Source organism: Allobosea sp. 10L417, from assembly GCF_056395485.1.
This window is the reverse complement of record NZ_JBFTJP010000007.1, coordinates 49,399-67,541: the sequence shown is the minus strand read 5'-3', so window position 1 is coordinate 67,541 and position 18,143 is coordinate 49,399. Positions and strand designations below refer to the sequence as shown.

The 18,143-nt window shown below is 66.4% G+C and carries 14 protein-coding genes and 1 pseudogene; 11 read left to right on the top strand and 4 right to left on the bottom strand.

What is annotated here, in order from left to right:
- The first annotated feature begins 21 nt into the window (after positions 1-21).
- The 10 genes from AC1DE3_RS17675 (at position 22) to lpxB (ending at position 11,311) form a co-directional block, all read left to right on the top strand.
- Positions 22-780 carry an isoprenyl transferase gene (locus AC1DE3_RS17675; protein ID WP_476778580.1) on the top strand — a complete coding sequence of 253 codons (759 nt, stop codon included), beginning with the start codon at positions 22-24 and terminating at the stop codon, positions 778-780.
- Entirely contained in the window at positions 777-1,607 is an 831-nt protein-coding gene (locus AC1DE3_RS17670) for a phosphatidate cytidylyltransferase (protein ID WP_476778579.1), read from the top strand. Before AC1DE3_RS17675 ends, AC1DE3_RS17670 begins: the two co-directional genes overlap by 4 nt.
- 4 nt (positions 1,608-1,611) lie before the next feature.
- Positions 1,612-2,793: a 1-deoxy-D-xylulose-5-phosphate reductoisomerase gene (dxr, locus tag AC1DE3_RS17665; protein ID WP_476778578.1), complete on the top strand. Its 1,182-nt coding sequence runs from the start codon at positions 1,612-1,614 to the stop codon at positions 2,791-2,793.
- Between the two features lie 22 nt (positions 2,794-2,815).
- Complete coding sequence (gene rseP / locus AC1DE3_RS17660; RefSeq protein ID WP_476778577.1) at positions 2,816-3,964, top strand: RIP metalloprotease RseP; 1,149 nt, start codon at positions 2,816-2,818, stop codon at positions 3,962-3,964.
- 216 nt (positions 3,965-4,180) lie between these two features.
- The gene (gene bamA / locus AC1DE3_RS17655; RefSeq protein ID WP_476778576.1) at positions 4,181-6,679 is read left to right on the top strand and encodes an outer membrane protein assembly factor BamA; all 2,499 of its coding nucleotides are present in this window, start codon (positions 4,181-4,183) and stop codon (positions 6,677-6,679) included.
- Between the two features lie 36 nt (positions 6,680-6,715).
- Positions 6,716-7,777: a UDP-3-O-(3-hydroxymyristoyl)glucosamine N-acyltransferase gene (gene lpxD / locus AC1DE3_RS17650; protein ID WP_476778575.1), complete on the top strand. Its 1,062-nt coding sequence runs from the start codon at positions 6,716-6,718 to the stop codon at positions 7,775-7,777.
- A 205-nt stretch (positions 7,778-7,982) separates the two neighbouring features.
- Positions 7,983-8,441, top strand: coding sequence for a 3-hydroxyacyl-ACP dehydratase FabZ (gene fabZ, locus AC1DE3_RS17645; RefSeq protein ID WP_441512617.1), 459 nt, complete (start codon positions 7,983-7,985; stop codon positions 8,439-8,441).
- 34 nt (positions 8,442-8,475) lie between these two features.
- Positions 8,476-9,285, top strand: coding sequence for an acyl-ACP--UDP-N-acetylglucosamine O-acyltransferase (gene lpxA / locus AC1DE3_RS17640; RefSeq protein ID WP_476778574.1), 810 nt, complete (start codon positions 8,476-8,478; stop codon positions 9,283-9,285).
- On the top strand, positions 9,282-10,133 hold the full coding sequence (locus AC1DE3_RS17635) for an LpxI family protein (protein ID WP_476778573.1): 852 nt from the start codon (positions 9,282-9,284) through the stop codon (positions 10,131-10,133). Before lpxA ends, AC1DE3_RS17635 begins: the two co-directional genes overlap by 4 nt.
- Positions 10,133-11,311 (top strand): lipid-A-disaccharide synthase, encoded by a 1,179-nt coding sequence (lpxB, locus tag AC1DE3_RS17630; RefSeq protein WP_476778572.1) that lies wholly within the window; start codon positions 10,133-10,135, stop codon positions 11,309-11,311. The genes AC1DE3_RS17635 and lpxB overlap by 1 nt, the downstream gene beginning before the upstream one ends.
- Positions 11,312-11,325: 14 nt before the next feature.
- Here the strand turns inward: lpxB and AC1DE3_RS17625 are convergent.
- From AC1DE3_RS17625 to gltX, 3 genes and pseudogenes are all read right to left on the bottom strand, one after another.
- A pseudogene (locus AC1DE3_RS17625) lies at positions 11,326-11,830 on the bottom strand (Bug family tripartite tricarboxylate transporter substrate binding protein); the annotation flags it as partial.
- Between the two features lie 110 nt (positions 11,831-11,940).
- Complete coding sequence (gene gltA, locus AC1DE3_RS17620; protein WP_149128843.1) at positions 11,941-13,230, bottom strand: citrate synthase; 1,290 nt, start codon at positions 13,228-13,230, stop codon at positions 11,941-11,943.
- Between the two features lie 374 nt (positions 13,231-13,604).
- Positions 13,605-15,023 (bottom strand): glutamate--tRNA ligase, encoded by a 1,419-nt coding sequence (gene gltX, locus AC1DE3_RS17615; RefSeq protein ID WP_476778571.1) that lies wholly within the window; start codon positions 15,021-15,023, stop codon positions 13,605-13,607.
- Positions 15,024-15,177: 154 nt separating this feature from the next.
- Here gltX and AC1DE3_RS17610 point away from each other — a divergent pair, with 154 nt between their 5' ends.
- Positions 15,178-17,439: a ComEC/Rec2 family competence protein gene (locus AC1DE3_RS17610; RefSeq protein ID WP_476852616.1), complete on the top strand. Its 2,262-nt coding sequence runs from the start codon at positions 15,178-15,180 to the stop codon at positions 17,437-17,439.
- Here AC1DE3_RS17610 and lexA read toward each other — a convergent pair.
- Complete coding sequence (gene lexA, locus AC1DE3_RS17605; RefSeq protein ID WP_441512610.1) at positions 17,433-18,143, bottom strand: transcriptional repressor LexA; 711 nt, start codon at positions 18,141-18,143, stop codon at positions 17,433-17,435. The two genes, AC1DE3_RS17610 and lexA, sit on opposite strands and share 7 nt — an antisense overlap.

Genomic DNA, 18,143 nt, shown 5'->3' with positions numbered 1-18,143 from the left:
GGTCGAGCGAGGCTCATCCGCATGTCATCCGGTCAGAGCGAGGCAGATGTGCCCAACCCGGCCCATGTCGCCATCATCATGGACGGCAACGGCCGCTGGGCGCAGATGCGCGGCCTGCCGCGGCAGGAAGGTCATCGCCGTGGGCTGGAGGCCTTGCGCCGCACCGTTCGCAATGCCAGCGATCTCGGGCTTTCGGTTCTGACCCTCTACAGCTTCTCGACCGAGAACTGGCGCCGCCCCTATGCGGAAGTCACCTTCCTCATGGGGCTGCTCAAGCATTTCGTCGAAAAGGATCTGGCCGAGCTGTCGGCGGCCAATGTCAGGGTCCGCATCATCGGCAATCGCGAGAACCTTGCCGCCGACCTGCGCCGCCTCGTCGAACATGCCGAGGCCAGCACCCACGCCAATACCGGCCTCGTGCTGGTGATTGCCTTCAACTACGGCTCGCGGGACGAGATCGTGCGCGCGGCGCAGCGCCTTGCCGCCGATGCGGTGGCGGGGCGCATCGACCCGGCCGCCATCGACGAAGCTGCGATCGCCGGCCGTCTCGATACCCACGACCTGCCTGATCCCGAGCTGGTGATCCGCACCTCGGGCGAGACGCGCATCTCCAATTTCCTGCTGTGGCAAGCTGCCTATGCCGAGTTCGTCTTCGTGCCGGTGATGTGGCCGGATTTCGATCGCGCCGTCTTCGAAGATGCTCTGGCGCAATATCGGCAGCGCGAGCGCCGCTTCGGCGGCGTGTCCACTCCCGCTGACCGCAGCGTGGGCGTCGCGTGAATGAACCCGTCCCAACTGCGCCGCGACCGGGCCCGGGCGAGCTGAAGCTCCGGGTCGTCTCGGCACTCGTCCTCGCCGCGCTGATCCTGCTCGCGACGATCTGGGGTGGCTGGCCCTTCCGCCTGATCTGGATTCTGGTGGCCGGCATCGTGGCCTATGAATGGCTCGCCATCGTCAGCCGGGCCAACGCGATTCCGGCCGGCATCGGGGTGGTCGTCGCAGGCGTGGCCCTGACCTTCTCCCCGGCGAGCCCGGCCGCGCTGGCCGGCACGGCGGCCGCGGCGGCGCTGCTGGGCGCGCTGGCCACCCCTTTCGTGCGCTCTCGCCTCGCGCTTGAACTCTGCGGCGTCGGCTACGCCTTGGCTTTTGCGCTGGTAACGCCGGCCATGCGCGATCTGCCGGGCATCGGGCTGGTTCTCATCCTCTGGAGCTTTGCGGTGGTCTGGTTCACGGACATCGCCGCTTATTTCACGGGTCGCAGCCTCGGCGGCCCCAAGCTGATGCCGAGCGTCAGCCCGAAGAAGACGTGGTCCGGCGCGATCGGCGGTGCCCTGGCCGGGACGGTTGGCGGCTATCTGGTCTGGCGGCTGTCGCCGGCGTTCGAAGGGCTGACCGCGGCCGGTCCTGTCATTGCCGCATCGCTGGCCGGATCGATTGTCAGCCAGGCCGGCGATCTGTTCGAATCCGCGCTGAAGCGCCGCTTCGACACCAAGGATTCAAGCAAGCTGATCCCGGGGCATGGCGGCTTTCTGGACCGGCTCGATGGCTACTGGGCCGTTCTCGTCCTGGCCGGGCTTGCGCTTTTCGCGATCCATCTCAACATCTGAGCCGATGCCGCTTCGTATTGTGACCCTTCTCGGAGCCACCGGCTCCGTCGGACGTTCGGTCCGCGACATCGTCGCGGAAAACCCGGAACGGCTGGCGATCCGAACGGTTGTCGGCGGACAGGATGCGGCGGCGCTCGCGCAAGTCGCGATCGAAACGCGAGCGTCCTTCGCCGCCTTGGCGGACGAGGCCGGCGGTCAGGCATTGCGGGAGGCGCTGGCGGGTACCGGTATCGCGAGCGGGGCAGGGCGGACGGCCGTGCTGGAGGCCGTGGCACGCTCCGCCGATATCGTCGTCAGCGCGATTTCAGGCGCTGCGGGGCTGGAGGCGACTTTTGCCGCTCTCCTGCCCGGCCGAACGATCGCCCTCGCCAACAAGGAGAGTCTGGTTTGTGCCGGCGAGGCGGTCATGGCCCGGGCCGCGCAGGTCGGTGCGCGGCTGCTGCCGCTCGATTCCGAGCATAACGCGCTGTTCCAGGTTCTGGGGGCCGAGCCACTCTGCGCCGTCCGCAGCATGACACTGACTGCGTCCGGCGGTCCTTTCCGGACCTGGAGCGCGGAGCGTATCGCCGTGGCCGGACCGGAGGAGGCGCTGAAGCATCCGAACTATGCGATGGGTGCCAAGATCACCGTCGATTCGGCGAGCATGATGAACAAGGGGCTCGAGCTGATCGAGGCCCGCTTCCTGTTCGGGCTGGAAGCGGATCAGCTCGACGTGCTCGTCCATCCCCAGCAGATCGTCCACGGGCTGGTCACTTTCCGGGACGGTTCGGTGAGTGCGGGCATGGCCCTGCCGGACATGCGGGTTGCTGCGGCCCATTGTCTCGGCATCGATGGCCGCCTCGATGCGCCGCCGACGCGGTTCCTCGATTTGGCGGCTGCGGCGCCGCTGAGTTTCGAGAGACCGGATCTCGACCGGTTTCCGGCGCTCGGCCTTGCGATAGCCGCGTTGCGCGAAGGGGGCGCCATGCCCGCCGTGCTCAACGCCGCAAATGAAGTGGCCGTTGCGGCGTTTCTGGCCGGACGGCTGCGCTTTGCGGGAATTCCGGCGCTTGTCGAGGCGGTCTGCGCTGCCATGTCTGCGGCAGGAGAAGCCCCACGCGATGTCGCGGCCGCGCTGGCCGTTGACCAAGATTCCAGACGCCGAGCCGCCTCGCTCTTGTCGCAAGCGCCGTTCACTGCCACCTAAGGACGAGGAACGGGAGAGTTCGATGGAATTTGCGGCGTCACTCTGGAATGCCGGGCATTTTGCGCTCGGCTATCTGCTGCCGTTCCTGTTCGTTCTCACGCTCGTCGTCTTCGTTCACGAACTCGGGCATTTTCTCGTCGGCCGCTGGTGCGGCGTCGACGTGCACACTTTCTCGATCGGCTTCGGCCGGGAGCTGTTCGGTTTTAATGACCGACATGGCACGCGCTGGCGCTTCGCGCTCATCCCACTTGGCGGATATGTGAAATTCTCGGGCGATGCGGATGCGGCGAGCGCCCCCGATGACGCGGCTGTCCGGCGAATGACGCCGGAGGAGCGCGCCCGTTCGCTTCCGGCGCAGTCGATAGCTGAACGCGCGGCCATCGTCGCCGCCGGCCCGATCGCCAATTTCCTGCTGGCGATTCTCATCTTCGCGGGCACGACCTTCTTGTTCGGCAAGCAGGTGCTGATCCCGCGCGTCGATGCCGTCGTGGCCGGGAGCGCTGCGGAAACCGCCGGGCTCAAGGCTGGCGACATCGTCATTGCGATCGACGGGCACAAGATCGACAGCTTCTCCGAGATGCAGCGCATCATCTCGACCAGGCCGGAGGAGCGCCTGACCGTCACCGTGGATCGCAGCGGCCGCGCGCTGGATCTGCCGGTCACGCCGGCGCTCTCGGAGCAGAAGACGCCGGTCGGGACGCAGCGCATCGGCGTCATCGGCGTCAGGGCCTCGCCGAAGCCCGAGGACTGGACGACCCAGCGCTTCGGCGCGATCGATTCCTTGCGGACGGGCGTCACCGAGACCTGGTTCGTCGTCACCCGCACCTACGACTATATCGCGAAGCTGGTGAGCGGGCGCGAATCCACCGACCAGCTCTCCGGGCCGATTCGGATCGCCCAGGTTTCCGGCCTCGTTGCTTCCAGTGGCGGCTTGCTCGGGCTGATCAATCTCGCGGCAATCCTGTCCGTTTCGATCGGGCTGATGAATCTCCTCCCGGTGCCGATGCTCGATGGCGGCCACCTCATGTTTTACCTCTATGAGGCGCTGCGCGGCCGTCCGCTGAGCCCGCGGGCGCAGGAAATCGGCTTCCGGCTGGGGCTTGCCCTGGTGCTCATGCTGATGCTGTTCGTGACCTGGAACGACATCGTCCACGTGCGTGGAATGCTCTGAAATCCAGCTGGCGCGGCACTTTCGGGCAAAATCGCGGCAGGCCGCGTGGCCTCTCCGCAACGAGGTCGTTAAAAATCTTTTGTTAACGATGATCCCGGTTTGCACCCTGCTGGAAACTTTGTAGAAGCGATTGAACCGCAATGTCCCCGTGCTGCCGTCGTCTGACGGCGGTCCCCGCTTGGGGGTGGTGACCAGAGATATGGAATAGGCGACCCGATGACGTCGACCCAACAGAGCCGGCCGACCAAACTGCGGCTCTCTCGATCGATCGGACTTTCGGCTTTGATGCTGGCCGTGAGTGGTGGTGTGGCGTTCGCGCAGGCTGTTGTCGTTCACGGCAACCGGCGCGTCGATGCGGAGACCATCCGCTCCTATGCGGCCGGGCGCGAGAATCCTCAGGAGATTCGCGAGAGCCTTCTCGCCACGGGCCTGTTCAGCAATGTCCAGGTCACACGCCGCGGCTCGCAGACCGTCGTGACGGTCCAGGAGCAGAACGGCACGGTCAACCGCGTCGCTTTCGAGGGTAACCGTCGCCTGAAGAGCGATCAGCTCGCGCCGTTGGTGCAGTCGCGCGCCGGTGGTCCGCTCAGCCAGGCACTCATCGATTCCGACATCCAGCGCCTGCGCGAGGCCTATCGCCGCGCCGGCTATGGCCTCTCCTCGGTCACCGGCCGCATCGCACCGTTGCCGAATGGCCGCCAGGACGTGGTCTTCACCATCAACGAGAGCGGCAAGACCGGCATCAAGTCGATCAATTTCACTGGCAACGAGGCTTACTCGGCGAGCCGGCTGCGCGGCTTGATGAGCTCGACCGAGTCGAACTTCCTGAGCTGGATCAAGACCTCCGACGTTTACGATCCGGACCGGATCAGCTCCGACCTCGATCTCATCCGGCGGTTCTACCTGAAGAACGGCTTTGCCGATTTCCAGGTCGTCAATAACACCGCTCGCTTCGACGACGCGGCCGGCGGTTGGGTCGTCGACATCCAGATCGAGGAAGGTCCGCAATACAAGGTCGGCAACGTCGCCGTCGATTCCGCGTTGCGCGATGTCGATCAGGCGGCGCTTCAGCGCTATGTCGCGACGTCGGCGGGCGATACCTACAACGCCGAAGCGGTGGAGAAGTCGCTGGTTGCGCTGACGACCGAGGTTGCGCGTCGCGGCCATGCCTTCGCCCAGGTTCGTCCGCGCGGCGATCGCGATGCGTCCGGCCGTACGATCGGCATCACCTATGTCGTCGACGAAGGTCCGCGGGTCTATGTCGAGCGCATCAATGTGCGCGGCAACACCCGTACCCGCGACTATGTGGTTCGCCGCGAGCTCGATCTCGGCGAGGGCGATGCCTACAACAAGGTGATGATCGACCGCGCCGAGCGCCGTCTCAACAATCTCGGCTTCTTCAACAAGGTCCGGATCACCAACGAGCCCGGCTCGGCGCCGGATCGCGTCATCCTCAATATCGACGTCGAGGACAAGGCGACCGGTTCGTTCTCCATCGCCGGTGGCTATTCGACCTCGGACGGTGTCATCGGCGAAGTCTCGCTGTCGGAGTCGAACTTCCTCGGTCGCGGTCAGTTCGTCCGCATCGCGGGCACGCTCGGCCAACGCACGCAGGGCATCGATTTCTCGTTCACCGAGCCCTATTTCCTGGGCTATCGCGTGGCGGCCGGTATCGACCTGTTCTCGAAGTACAACGACAACTACAACACCGGCCGTTTCGAGAGCCGTGTGAATGGCGGTCAGCTGCGCTTCACCTTCCCGATCACGGAAGAGTTCTCGATCACGCCGCGCTACTCGCTCTACCAGACCAACATCACCATTCCGAACGACGTCAATCGTCCCTATAACGATTGTACCTATCCGATCCCCGGCATTACGCCGACGGGCGGCCCCACCGATATCTACAACTGCGTGACCAACGGCGAAGCGACGGTGGCGGTCAAGGAAGCGCAGGGCGACACCCTGACTTCACTCGTCGGCCTGAACTTCAACTACAATTCGCTCGACAGCGTGCAGAGCCCGCGCAACGGCTTCATCGCGGAGCTGAAGCCGGAATTCGCCGGCCTCGGTGGCGACTCCAAGTTCCTCCGCGTCGCGGCCGACGCGCGCTACTACCGCGAGATCTTCGACGACGTCGTCGGCTTCGTCCGCGTACAGGGCGGTCACGTTCAGGCGACCAGCGGCAACCTGCGCATGGTCGACCACTACTTCCTCGGACCGACACTGGTTCGCGGTTTCGCGCCGTCCGGCATCGGGCCGCGCGACGTGCTGAACGACCCGACCGCGAACGCCGTGGGTGGCACCACCTATTTCGGCGGCACCGTCGAGGTGCAGTTCCCGATCTGGGGCCTGCCGCGGGATATCGGTCTGCGGGGCGCAGTCTTCGCCGACGCCGGCACGCTGTTCAATTACGACGGCGGTTCGAAGTCGGTCATCTTCAACTGCCCGGCTGGTTCGGAGGCGCGTCAGTTCAACGTCGTCACCGGCGGCGCGCAGAGCAACGTCGCTTGTATTCGCGACAAGAACATCCTGCGTTCGTCGGTCGGCGTCAGCTTGCTCTGGCAGTCGCCGCTCGGTCCGATCCGGTTCGATTACGCCTATGCTCTGACCAAGGACGACGGTCAGTACGGCGTCAACCCGACCACCGGTCTGGCCGGAAAATACGGCGGCGACCGTCTCCAGGCCTTCCGCTTCTCGGGCGGCACCCGCTTCTGACGCGGCGGGGCCACGCGCCCCGCTCCGGACCCAGTCATGGCAGATCCCATTTTCTTTCCTTTCGCGACCTCGCTCGATTTCGGCGAGGTCGCAAGCATTTCGGGTTCGCAATTGCCCGCAGGCGCCGACGCGGCGCGTCGCGTCGAGGGGGCGGCGGCCCTGGAAATGGCCGGCCCGGCCGACGTCGCCTATATGGACAATCCCAAATACACCGAGGCGCTGGCCGCGACGAAAGCGGGCCTGTGCCTGGTTTCGCCGCGCTTCGCCGACCGCGTTCCTGCGGGCACGGTCGCGCTGGTCTCGCCTGCGCCGTATCACGCCTTCGCCAAGGTTCTGGCGCGATGCTTTCCCTCGGCGCTGCGGCCTGAATCCGTGTTCGCTTCCCAAGGCGTGGCGCCTGGCGCCATCGTTCATGCCACTGCGGTTATCGAGCCCGGCGTGACGGTCGACCCGGGGGCCGTCATCGGCCCCGGCGCGGAAGTCGGGGCAGGCACCGTCGTTGCATCGCATGCGGTGATCGGTCCGCAGGTCCGGATTGGGCGCAATTGCTCGATCGGGGCAGGGAGCACGATCCAATCGGCACTGATCGGCAACCGCGTCATCATCCATCCGGGCGCCCGCATCGGGCAGGATGGCTTCGGTTTCGCCATGAGCCCGAAAGGGCACATGAAGGTGCCGCAGGTCGGTCGCGTCATCATCCAGGATGACGTCGAGATCGGCGCAAACAGCTGCATCGACCGTGGCGCCAGCCGCGACACGGTGATCGGCGAGGGTACGAAGATCGATAACCTCGTCCAGATCGGCCACAACTGCGTCATCGGCCGCCACTGCGTGATCTGTGCTCAGACCGGCCTCGCCGGCTCCTCGACCCTCGAGGATTTTGTCGTGCTTGGCGGGCAGGTCGGCCTGGCAGGGCATCTCACGATCGGGGCCGGTGCCCAGATCGCCGCTCAGAGCGGGGTCGCCGGCGACGTTCCGCGTGGCTCGCGATATGGCGGCTATCCGGCCCAGCCGGCGCTGGCATGGGCGCGGGAGAGCGCCTTGCTCAAGACGCTGGTTGCGAAGCGCGGCCGGAAATCAGACTCGCCCGCGGACTGAAGCGGGCCTGCCGGAAAGCGAGAACACGCTGCGGGCCCTTTCTGTCGCAGTGCCGACAGATTTAGGTTGCCGAAGCTGCCCTGTTTCCGGCAAACGGGCGGAACGCTTTGGAATTGCTGCCGATTGCGGAAGCGGTTTTCGCAGTGGACCATGTGAAGAGAATGCGAGCCGCCGCTCAGGGACGGGGCCCAGGAGAAGACAGACGATGAGCGAGGCGACGACGACGCTGGGTGTGATCGACATCCAGAAGATCATGGCCAGCATCCCCCACCGCTATCCATTCCTGCTGGTCGACCGCGTTGTCGAGATCAACGGCGACGAATCCGGCGTGGGGATCAAGAACGTCACCGTCAACGAACCGCAGTTCACCGGCCATTTCCCGGAGCGCCCGGTTTTTCCGGGCGTGCTGATGATCGAGGCGATGGCGCAGACCGCCGGCGTGCTGGTTGTCAATGCACGGGCTGCGGGTGAGCAGGAGGTCAAGACGGTTCTGTTCACGACGATCGACAAGGCCAAATTCCGCAAGCCGGTCATCCCGGGCGATACGCTGCGCTTCCATCTCACGAAGCTCGCCCGCAAGCGCAACATCTGGTTCTATCGCGGCGAGGCGCGGGTGGAAGGGGTGCTCGTGGCCGAGGCCGAAATTTCGGCGATGGTCGTTTGAGGCCACGGTGTTGCGAGATCAGGACCAGCTCCCGATGAGCCCCTCCATCCATCCGATGTCGGTGATCGATCCCAAGGCGCAGCTCGGCGCGGGGGTCACGATCGGCCCATTCTGCACTGTCGGTCCCGATGTCGTGCTGGGAGAGGGCGTCGAGCTCGTCAGCCATGTGGTCGTCGCCGGTCGGACCACGATCGGCCCGCGCACCAAGATCTATCCCTTCGCCTCGATCGGCCACCCGCCGCAGGATGTGAAGTACCGGGGTGAACCCTCGACGCTCACCATCGGCGCGGATTGCCAGATCCGCGAGGGTGTTACGATGAATCCGGGCACGGAAGGCGGTGGGATGGTGACCTCCGTCGGCGACCGCTGCTTCTTTCTCGCCAACTCGCATGTCGGCCATGACAGCCGTCTCGGCAGCAACGTCATCTTCTCGAACAACGTGATGTGCGCCGGTCATGTCACGATCGGCAACTTCGTCATCGTCGGCGGCGGCGCCGGCTTGCAGCAATTCATCCGTATCGGCGACCATGCCTTCATCGGCGGCGGCGCCGGGGTGTTGAGCGATGTCATTCCCTTCGGCACCATACGCGACAACCCCGCCCATCTCGTCGGGTTGAACCTCATCGGCCTCAAGCGCCGCGGCTTCACGCGCGAGCAGATCCACGAGCTGCGCCGCGCCTACCGCCTGCTCTTCGCCGATGAAGGGACGTTGACCGAGCGGGTCGAGGATGTCGCGGCCGAGTTCGCTTCGCATCCGCTGGTCCACGAGATCCTGGATTTCATCAGGGAAGGTGGCGACAAGGCGCTCTGCATGCCGCACGACGTCGCTCCGACGGAGCGGTGAGCGCCGCGGGAATCGCGCGCGGCCCGCTCGTGCTGATCGCGGGAGCAGGCGAGTACCCGCTCCGATTGGCTCGAAATCTCGCCGACCATGGCGAGCGCCCCTTCGTCGCGGCACTCGAGGGCGCAGCCGACCCTGCTGCTTTCGGCGATGCCGATGTGCAGAGTTACCGTCTCGGCCAGCTCGGCAGCCTGCTCGGGGAGCTGCGCCGCCGCAGCATCGCCGATATCGTCATGCTGGGCAGCCTGCCGCGGCCCAGCTTCGGGGCGCTGCGGCCCGAAGCCTCGACCTTGAAATATCTGCCTTACTTCGCTCGCGCCTTCCAGGGCGGCGACGACCATCTCTTGCGTGGTGTCGTCCGCTTCTTCGAGGAGCAGGGCTTCCGCGTCCACGGCCCGGCGGATATCGCGCCGGAGCTCACCGCGCCTCGGGGGCCGCTCGGCCGCAAGCAGGCGGGGGCAGGACAGAAAGCCGTGCTCGATCGCGGGTTTTCGCTGCTGGCGGCGCTGTCGCCATTCGATGTCGGGCAGGCGGCTGTCATCGCCGACCACCGGGTCATCGCGATCGAAGCTGCCGAGGGTACCGACGCCATGATCAAGCGCGTGGCGGATCTCGTCGCGCGGGGACGCCTCAAGATCGGCAAGGGCGATGGCGTTCTCGTGAAGGCCCCAAAGATGGGGCAGGATCTGCGCGTCGACATGCCGGCTATTGGCCCGGACACTCTGCGCAACATCGCCGAGGCTGGCCTGTCGGGCATCGGCCTCAAGGCGGGCGCGGTGCTGGTCGGCGACCGCGCGGCGCTTGGACGGCAGGCGGACCAACTTGGCTTGTTCATCGAGGGCGTCGCCTGATGCGACCCTTCAAGCTCGCCATCATCGCGGGCGAGGCCTCTGGCGACGCGCTCGCCCTGCGCTTTCTTGCAGCCCTGCGCGAGCGATTGGGTGATCGCCCCATAGAGCTGCGCGGTGTCGGCGATCACGGACTGCCGCAAGCGGGGCTGCTCCCGTTCTTTCCGCAAGCCGATATCGCGGTGATGGGCTTCGGCCCGGTGATCGCGCGCCTGCCGCTTCTGCTGCGACGGATGGAGGATGCGGCACGCGGGATTGCCGATTTTCAGCCCGATCTGCTGCTGACCATCGACAGCCCGGATTTTTGCCTGCGGGTGGCGAAGAAGGTGCGGGCGCGAGCGCCCCATATCCCGATCGCGCACTGGGTTTGCCCAAGCGTCTGGGCCTGGCGCTCCGGCCGGGCACGCCGCATGGCGCCGCATGTCGACCGCATTCTGGCGCTGCTGCCTTTCGAACCGGCTGCTCTCGCGCGGCTGCGCGGTCCTGAGACGATCTATGTCGGCCATCCGTTGATGGAACGCCTCGGCGAGTTCAGGCCGGGCCCGGCCGAGCAAGCTGTCCGGGACGATGCGGCGCGGCCGCTGGTGCTGGTCTTGCCCGGCAGCCGGCGCTCCGAAATCCATCATTTGATGCCGGTTTTTGGCGAGGCGGTCGCACGGGTGGCGGCGGCTGTTCCGGGCGCGCGCTTTGTTCTGCCGGCCGTCGCCCGGCTCCAGCCGATGATCGCTGAGGCCGCGGCGCGTTGGTCGGTCACGCCGGAGATCGTCGGCGGCGAGGCGGCCAAGCTCGCCGCTTTCCGCGGGGCCCGCGCGGCCCTGGCCGCCTCCGGCACCGTGACGCTCGAATTGGCCTTGTCGGGCGTGCCGACGGTTGCCGCCTATCGCGGGGCAGGCTGGGAGGCAGTGCTGGCCCGGCGGCTCATCAAGCTGCCGAGCGTGATTCTGCCGAACCTGATTCTGGGCCGGAACGTCGTTCCGGAGTTCATCCAGGATGATGCGACGGCGGAGGCCCTGGGCCGGCATTTGCTGGCGGCGCTCGCCGAGGGGCCTGATCGGCTGGTGCAGCTCGACGGCTTCGCCGAGGTCGAGACCATCATGCGCTCGGCGGGGCCCAGTCCGGCCGCCAACGCCGTCGACGCGGCGTTGGCCTTGGTCACCTCGCAGGCTCGCCGCGAGGCTTGAGTTTGTAAGCCGGCTTATTCGACGACTGCGCCGGACGCCTTGGCGATCGGCGCCCATTTGGCGAGTTCGGTCCTGACGTGCTCGCCGAGCTGCTCGGGCGTCGAGCCGGCGATATCGGCGCTGACGTCGTTGAGTTTTTTCTTCACGCCCTCGTCCTTGAGCGCCAGGTTGGCGGCCTGGTTGATCTTCTCGACGACAGGGTGGGGCATGTTGGCCGGGCCGAACAGCGCGCTCCAGGTATAGGTCTCATAGCCCGGCAGGCCTCTCTCGGCGATGGCCGGCACATCCGGGAAGGACGCGACGCGCTCCTTCGCGGATGAAGCCGGCCTAGGGGAGGTTGTCGAACATGATCGGCACCGCGCCAGCGACGACGTCGTTCAGCGCCGGGCCGGCGCCGCGATAGGGCACATGGTTCATCTGGACGCCGCCGAGCGATTTGAACAGCTCGCCGGAGAGATGCAGCGGCGTGCCGACATCGGAGGAGGCACAAGAATACTGGCCCGGGTTGTCCTTCAGCACCTTCCCAGACGCGCTAGCGGATCATCCACATGGCTTTGATCAATCTTCCGAAACAATAAGGGCGCGGTGGAGACCACCGCGCCCTTGCTGGCGTTCGTGCTGCGCTGGGATCAGCGGCGGCCGATCGGCGTATAGTCGCGCTGCGGCGAGCCGGTGTAGAGCTGGCGCGGGCGGCCGATCTTCTGGGAGGGATCCTCGATCATCTCCTTCCACTGCGCGATCCAGCCGACCGTGCGGGCGACGGCGAAGAGCACGGTGAACATCGACGTCGGGAAGCCCATCGCCTTCAGCGTGATGCCCGAATAGAAGTCGATATTCGGGTAGAGCTTCTTCTCGATGAAGTACTCGTCGTGCAGCGCGATGCGCTCCAGCTCGACAGCGACGTCCAGCAGCGGGTCGTCCTTGATGCCGAGTTCGTTCAGCACTTCATGCGTGGTCTTCTGCATGATCTTGGCGCGCGGGTCGTAGTTCTTGTAGACCCGGTGACCGAAGCCCATCAGGCGGAACGGATCGTTCTTGTCCTTGGCCTTGGCGATGTATTTCGGGATGTTGTCGACGGTCCCGATCTCCTCAAGCATCTTGAGCGCCGCCTCGTTGGCGCCGCCATGGGCGGGCCCCCACAGGCAGGCCGTGCCGGCCGCGATGCAGGCGAAGGGGTTGGCGCCCGACGAGCCGGCCAGGCGCACGGTCGAGGTCGAGGCGTTCTGCTCGTGGTCGGCGTGCAGGATGAAGATGCGGTCGAGCGCGCGCGACAGCACCGGGTTGACCTTGTACTCCTCGGCCGGGACCGCGAAGCACATGCGCAGGAAGTTCGAGGTGTAGTCCAGCGAGTTCAGCGGATAAACGAAGGGCTGGCCGACGGTGTATTTGAACGCCATCGCCGCCAGCGTCGGCACCTTCGCGATCATGCGCATCGAGGCGATCATGCGCTGATGCGGGTCCGAGATGTCGGTGGAGTCGTGATAGAAGGCGGACATCGCGCCGATCGAGCCGACCATGACGGCCATCGGGTGCGCGTCGCGGCGGAAGCCCTGGAAGAAGCGGGCCATCTGCTCATGCACCATGGTGTGGCGCGTGACGCGATAGTCGAAATCCGCTTTCTGCGCGGCGGTCGGCAGTTCCCCGTAGAGCAGGAGATAGCAGGTCTCGAGGAAGTCGCCATGCTCGGCGAGTTGCTCGATCGGGTAGCCGCGATAGAGCAGGACGCCCTGGTCGCCGTCGATATAGGTGATCTGCGACTCGCAGCTCGCGGTCGAGGTGAAGCCGGGGTCGTAGGTGAACATGCCCGTCTGGGCATAGAGCTTGCCGATGTCGATGACGGCAGGGCCGACCGACCCTTGCTTGATCGCCATGTCGACGGTCTTGTCGCCGACCTGGAGCTGGCTCGTGTTTCCGCTCATCGATACCGATCCTTTCAAGGCTCGCTGCTGTTCAGCCCCTGTTTCGCCTGTCCGCCGGCACTTCCGCGCCAGCCTTTTCCCATCCGCGGCCCGCGATGTGACGGGCTGATGTCGGGAGGGGAGGTGGAAGGAGACCCATGTGACTGATTTACAAGCAATATTCGTGCCCCGCCGCGGGGTGGCCGCGCAACGCACTTGCGCGTCACTAGACCATTTGCCCAGTGCATTCAACCAAGCCTAAAGGCGATTGGAACCGCGTCCGGATCATATCTGCGCGAGCAGCGACAGCGCCGCCATCGCGAGGCGGCATGCGCGAGCATGAAAGCTGAAAGTGGGGCACCGCTCGGCAGCGGCGACGCCCCATTGACGACAGCTCAGGCCTGGTCGGCGAGCCGCGCCAGCGTCTCGTCACGGCCGAGCACGGCCATCACGTCGAACAGGCCGGGCGACATGGCGCGGCCGGTCAGCGCGGCGCGCAGCGGCTGCGCCGCCTGGCCGAGCTTGATGCCGGTCTCCTCGACATAGGCCCGCACGGCCGCTTCGAGCGGAGCCGGCGACCAGTCGCTGACCGCGGCGAGCTTCTCCGCGATCTGCGGCAGGCGCTGGCGCGCGGCTTCGTCGAGCAGGCTCTTGGCCTTGTCGTCAAGCTGCAGCGGGCGTGGGGCATAGAGATAGAAGGCGCTGTCGAGCAGCTCGACCAGCGTCTTGGCGCGCTCCTTGAGGCCGGGCATCGCTGCGAGGAAACGCGCTTCGAGCTCGGGCGACAGCGTTGGGCCGAGCCCGCGGGCAGGGCCGATCTCCGGCAGGATGACCTTGAGCGCGTCGAGCAGTTCCTGGTCGCTCGACTGGCGCATATAGAGCCCGTTGAGGTTCTCGAGCTTGGCATAGTCGAAGCGGGCTGGCGAACGGCCGATCGAGGAGAGATTGAAGGCGTCGATCATCTCCTGCGTGGAGAAGACTTCCTGGTCGCCATGGCTCCAGCCCAACCGCACGAGATAGTTGCGCAGTGCCGCCGGCAGATAGCCCATCGAGCGATAGGCATCGATGCCGAGCGCGCCGTGGCGCTTCGAGAGCTTGGCGCCGTCGGGACCGTGGATCAGCGGGATATGCGACATGCTCGGCACGTCCCAGCCGAGCGCATCGTAGATCTGCGTCTGGCGGGCGGCATTGGTGAGATGGTCGTCGCCGCGGATGACATGGGTCACGCCCATGTCATGGTCGTCGACCACGACGGCGAGCATATAGGTCGGCGTGCCGTCCGAGCGCAGCAGCACGAGGTCATCGAGATTCTCGTTCTGCCAGACGACGCGGCCCTGGACCTCGTCATTGACTACGGTCTCGCCGGTCTGCGGCGCCTTGAGGCGGATCACCGGCTTCACGCCTTCCGGCGCGGTCGACGGATCGCGATCACGCCAGCGCCCGTCATAGCGCAGCGGCTTGCCCTCGGCGCGCGCCTTCTCGCGCATCTCCTCGAGCTCGGCCGGGCTGGCATAGCAGTAATAGGCCCTGCCGGCGGCGAGCATCTGCTCGGCGACCTCCCGGTGGCGCGCCGCACGCTGGAACTGATAGACGGTCTGGCCGTCCCAATCGAGGCCGAGCCATTCCAGCCCGTCGAGAATCGCGGCGATGGCTGCGTCGGTCGAGCGTTCGCGGTCGGTGTCCTCGATGCGCAGCAGCATCTTGCCGCCTTGCCGGCGGGCATAGAGCCAGTTGAACAGCGCCGTGCGGGCTCCGCCGATATGCAGGAAACCGGTGGGCGAGGGCGCAAAGCGCGTGACGACGGCATTGCTCATGGAAGGCAACTCCGGCCGGGCGGCACGAGCCGTCCGGGGCAAGACAGGGAAATGGCGCAGGTCATGACATGACAACCGGCGCGCGCCCTGTAACATGGCTTGGCCGGAAAGGTTAAGCGGTCAAATTGCTGCGCCGGCGGGGGAGGGGCGGAGAATGCAGCCGGGGCCGCCGGGGCAGGACATGCCGCGCGGCGCGCGAGCCGAGGCGTTGCCTTTGCGCCTGCTCGCGCCCTGGCTGATCTCCGTTCGCTTCAAAGCCTGGTTCAACCACTGGCAGGCCCGGCTCGGTCAGGCGCTCGAATTGGAGGCGGAGCGTCGCCGCCCGTTCCTATGGCTGCCTGTGGCGACGGGCGTCGGCATCCTGCTTTATTTCGCGGCAGATCGTGAGCCGGCTTTGTGGGCGCCTCTGACCGGCTTCGCGCTCAGCGCGATCTTCGCGTTCGCGCTGCGAACCCGTCGGTTCGCCTCGATGGCCTGTCTGGCGGCGGCCGCCGCCTTCGCGGGTTTTGCCGCCGGCGTCTGGCGGACGGCCGATATCGCCGCGCCGATGCTGGAGCGGCCGCGAATCGGCAAGGTGACGGGTTTCGTCGAGAGCGTGGAGGCACGCGACAACGGCGCCCGCATTGTCCTGCTGTTAACGGAATTCGCCGGAATGCCGGCCGCGGAGCGTCCAAGGCGCGTGCGCGTCAATATCCGCGCCGGCTCGGTCGCTCCGGGGGATCATATCGCGGCGACGGCGCGGCTCCTGCCTCCACCGGGGCCAGCTCGGGCGGGCGGCTACGATTTCGCGCGCGATGCCTTCTTCCGCGGCATCGGCGCAGTCGGCAGTATCGCAGGCAAGATCGCGTCGGCGCCCGCGCCGCACCCAATGCCGACGCGCCTTGCCGTCGATGTCACGATCGACCGGGCCCGCAACGCCTTGACCCGGCGCATCGCCGAAGTAGGCGGCGGGCAGGGCGGGGCGGTCGCTGCCGCCCTTGTCACGGGGAAGCGCGGCCTGATCACCGAGGCGACGAACAATGACCTGCGTGCCGCCGGAATCTACCACATCGTCTCGATCTCAGGCCTGCACATGGTTCTCGCGGCCGGGACGATTTTCTGGCTGGTGCGCGCCCTACTGGCGCTCTCCCCGACTGCCGCGCTGCTCTGGCCGATCAAGAAGATCGCGGCCGTCGCGGCGATGCTCGGCGCGACCGCCTACTGTATCTTTTCAGGCAGTGACGTCGCGACCGAACGCTCGCTGATCATGACGCTGGTGATGCTCGGCGCGATCCTTGTCGATCGTGCTGCACTGAGCATGCGCAATCTCGCTCTTGCAGCCATGATCGTGCTGCTACGCGAGCCGGAGGCGCTGCTCGGACCGAGCTTCCAGATGTCATTCGGCGCGGTTGCGGCCCTGATCGCCTTTGCCGAACGCTGGGAGAGCCGAAAACGCACGGAGCCGCCCCCGAGCCTGCCATGGCCGCTCGGGCCGGTCTGGGCAGCGGCGCTCGGCATCGTCGTCACCACCTTGCTGGCGACGGCCGCAACAGCGCCCTTCGGGGCCTATCACTTCCAGACCTTCAACCCTTTCGGCCTGCTGGGCAACGCCATGGCACTGCCTTTCGTCTCGCTGTTCGTGATGCCTGCGGCGGTGTTCGGCGTGCTCGCCTATCCCTTCGGGCTGGACTGGCCTGCCTGGGCGCTGATGGGGCTGGCTTCGGATGTCGTGCTCAAGGTGGCGCATTGGGTCGCAAGCATCGACCATTCCACCGTGATGATCGCCGCCTTCAGCCCGGCCGTGCTGACCTGCTTCGTGCTGGCGTTGCTCTGGCTGACGCTGTGGACCACGGCCTGGCGCTGGCTGGCGGCGGTCCCCATCGTGCTCGGCGTCGCCATCGCCGGAAAGCCGGAGCGGCCGGAAATCCTGATCGAACGCGACGGCTCGGGGCTTGCTGTGCGGGGCCTCGATGGACGCCTTGCGGTCGCCGGCAAGCCCAGCCGCTTCGTGCTGCAGCAATGGCTGAGTGCCGACGGCGACAGCCGCTCGCCGGACGATCCGACGCTGCGCGCCGGCATCGCTTGCGATCAACTGGGTTGTGTTGCGCAAACGGCCGACAAGCGCATGATTTCCTACACGCGCGACCGGCTGGCGATCATCGAAGATTGCCTGCGGGCCGACCTCGTCGTCACCGCCATTCCCTGGAGCGGCGCCTGCAAGGCCCGGCTGATCGAGCGAATGGGACTGTCACGCGACGGCGCGACCTCGCTCTACCGCACGGCGTCGGGATGGAGCAGCCGCATCTCAGAGCCCAGCGCGGCCGATCGGCCGTGGAGCCGCCGACGCGAACCCCGTCTGGCGGCGCCCGCTGCAACGAGCATCAGCATTCCGCCAGCTTCCGCCGATGGCGAAGCCGAGGTCGAACGGCTTCAGTAACGCCGCATCAGATTGACGAGGCGGCCCTGAATCTTGACCCGGTCCGGCCCGAGCACACGCGTCTCATAGGCGGGATTGGCGGCTTCGAGCGCGATCGAGGAGCCGCGTTTGCGCAGCCGCTTGAGTGTGGCCTCCTCGTCGTCGATCAGTGCCACGACGATATCGCCGGTATTGGCCGAGTCCTGCTTGCGGATGATGACGGTGTCGCCGTCGAGGATGCCCGCTTCGACCATCGAGTCACCACGTACTTCGAGCGCGTAATGCTCGCCGGAGCCGAGCATGTCGGGCGGCAACGAGACGGTGTGGCTGCGGTTCTGAATGGCCGAAATCGGTGTGCCGGCGGCGATGCGGCCCATGACCGGGATCGCGATCGAAGAGCGGCTGTCCTCATCGGCGGTGGGGCGGGGTTTGCCGAGATTGGGCTGCGTGCCGAGCCCGCCCTGGACGACCGCAGGGCTGAAACGCGGCCGCTGCTGCGGCGTACCGAGTCCATCGGGCATCTTGATGACTTCGAGCGCACGCGCCCGGTTGGGCAGGCGGCGGATGAAGCCGCGCTCCTCCAGCGCCATGATCAGCCGGTGGATGCCGGATTTCGAGCGCAGATCGAGCGCGTCCTTCATCTCGTCGAAGGAGGGCGGCACCCCGCTCTCACGCAAGCGTTCCTGGATGAAGCGCAGGAGTTCGTGTTGCTTGCGTGTCAGCAT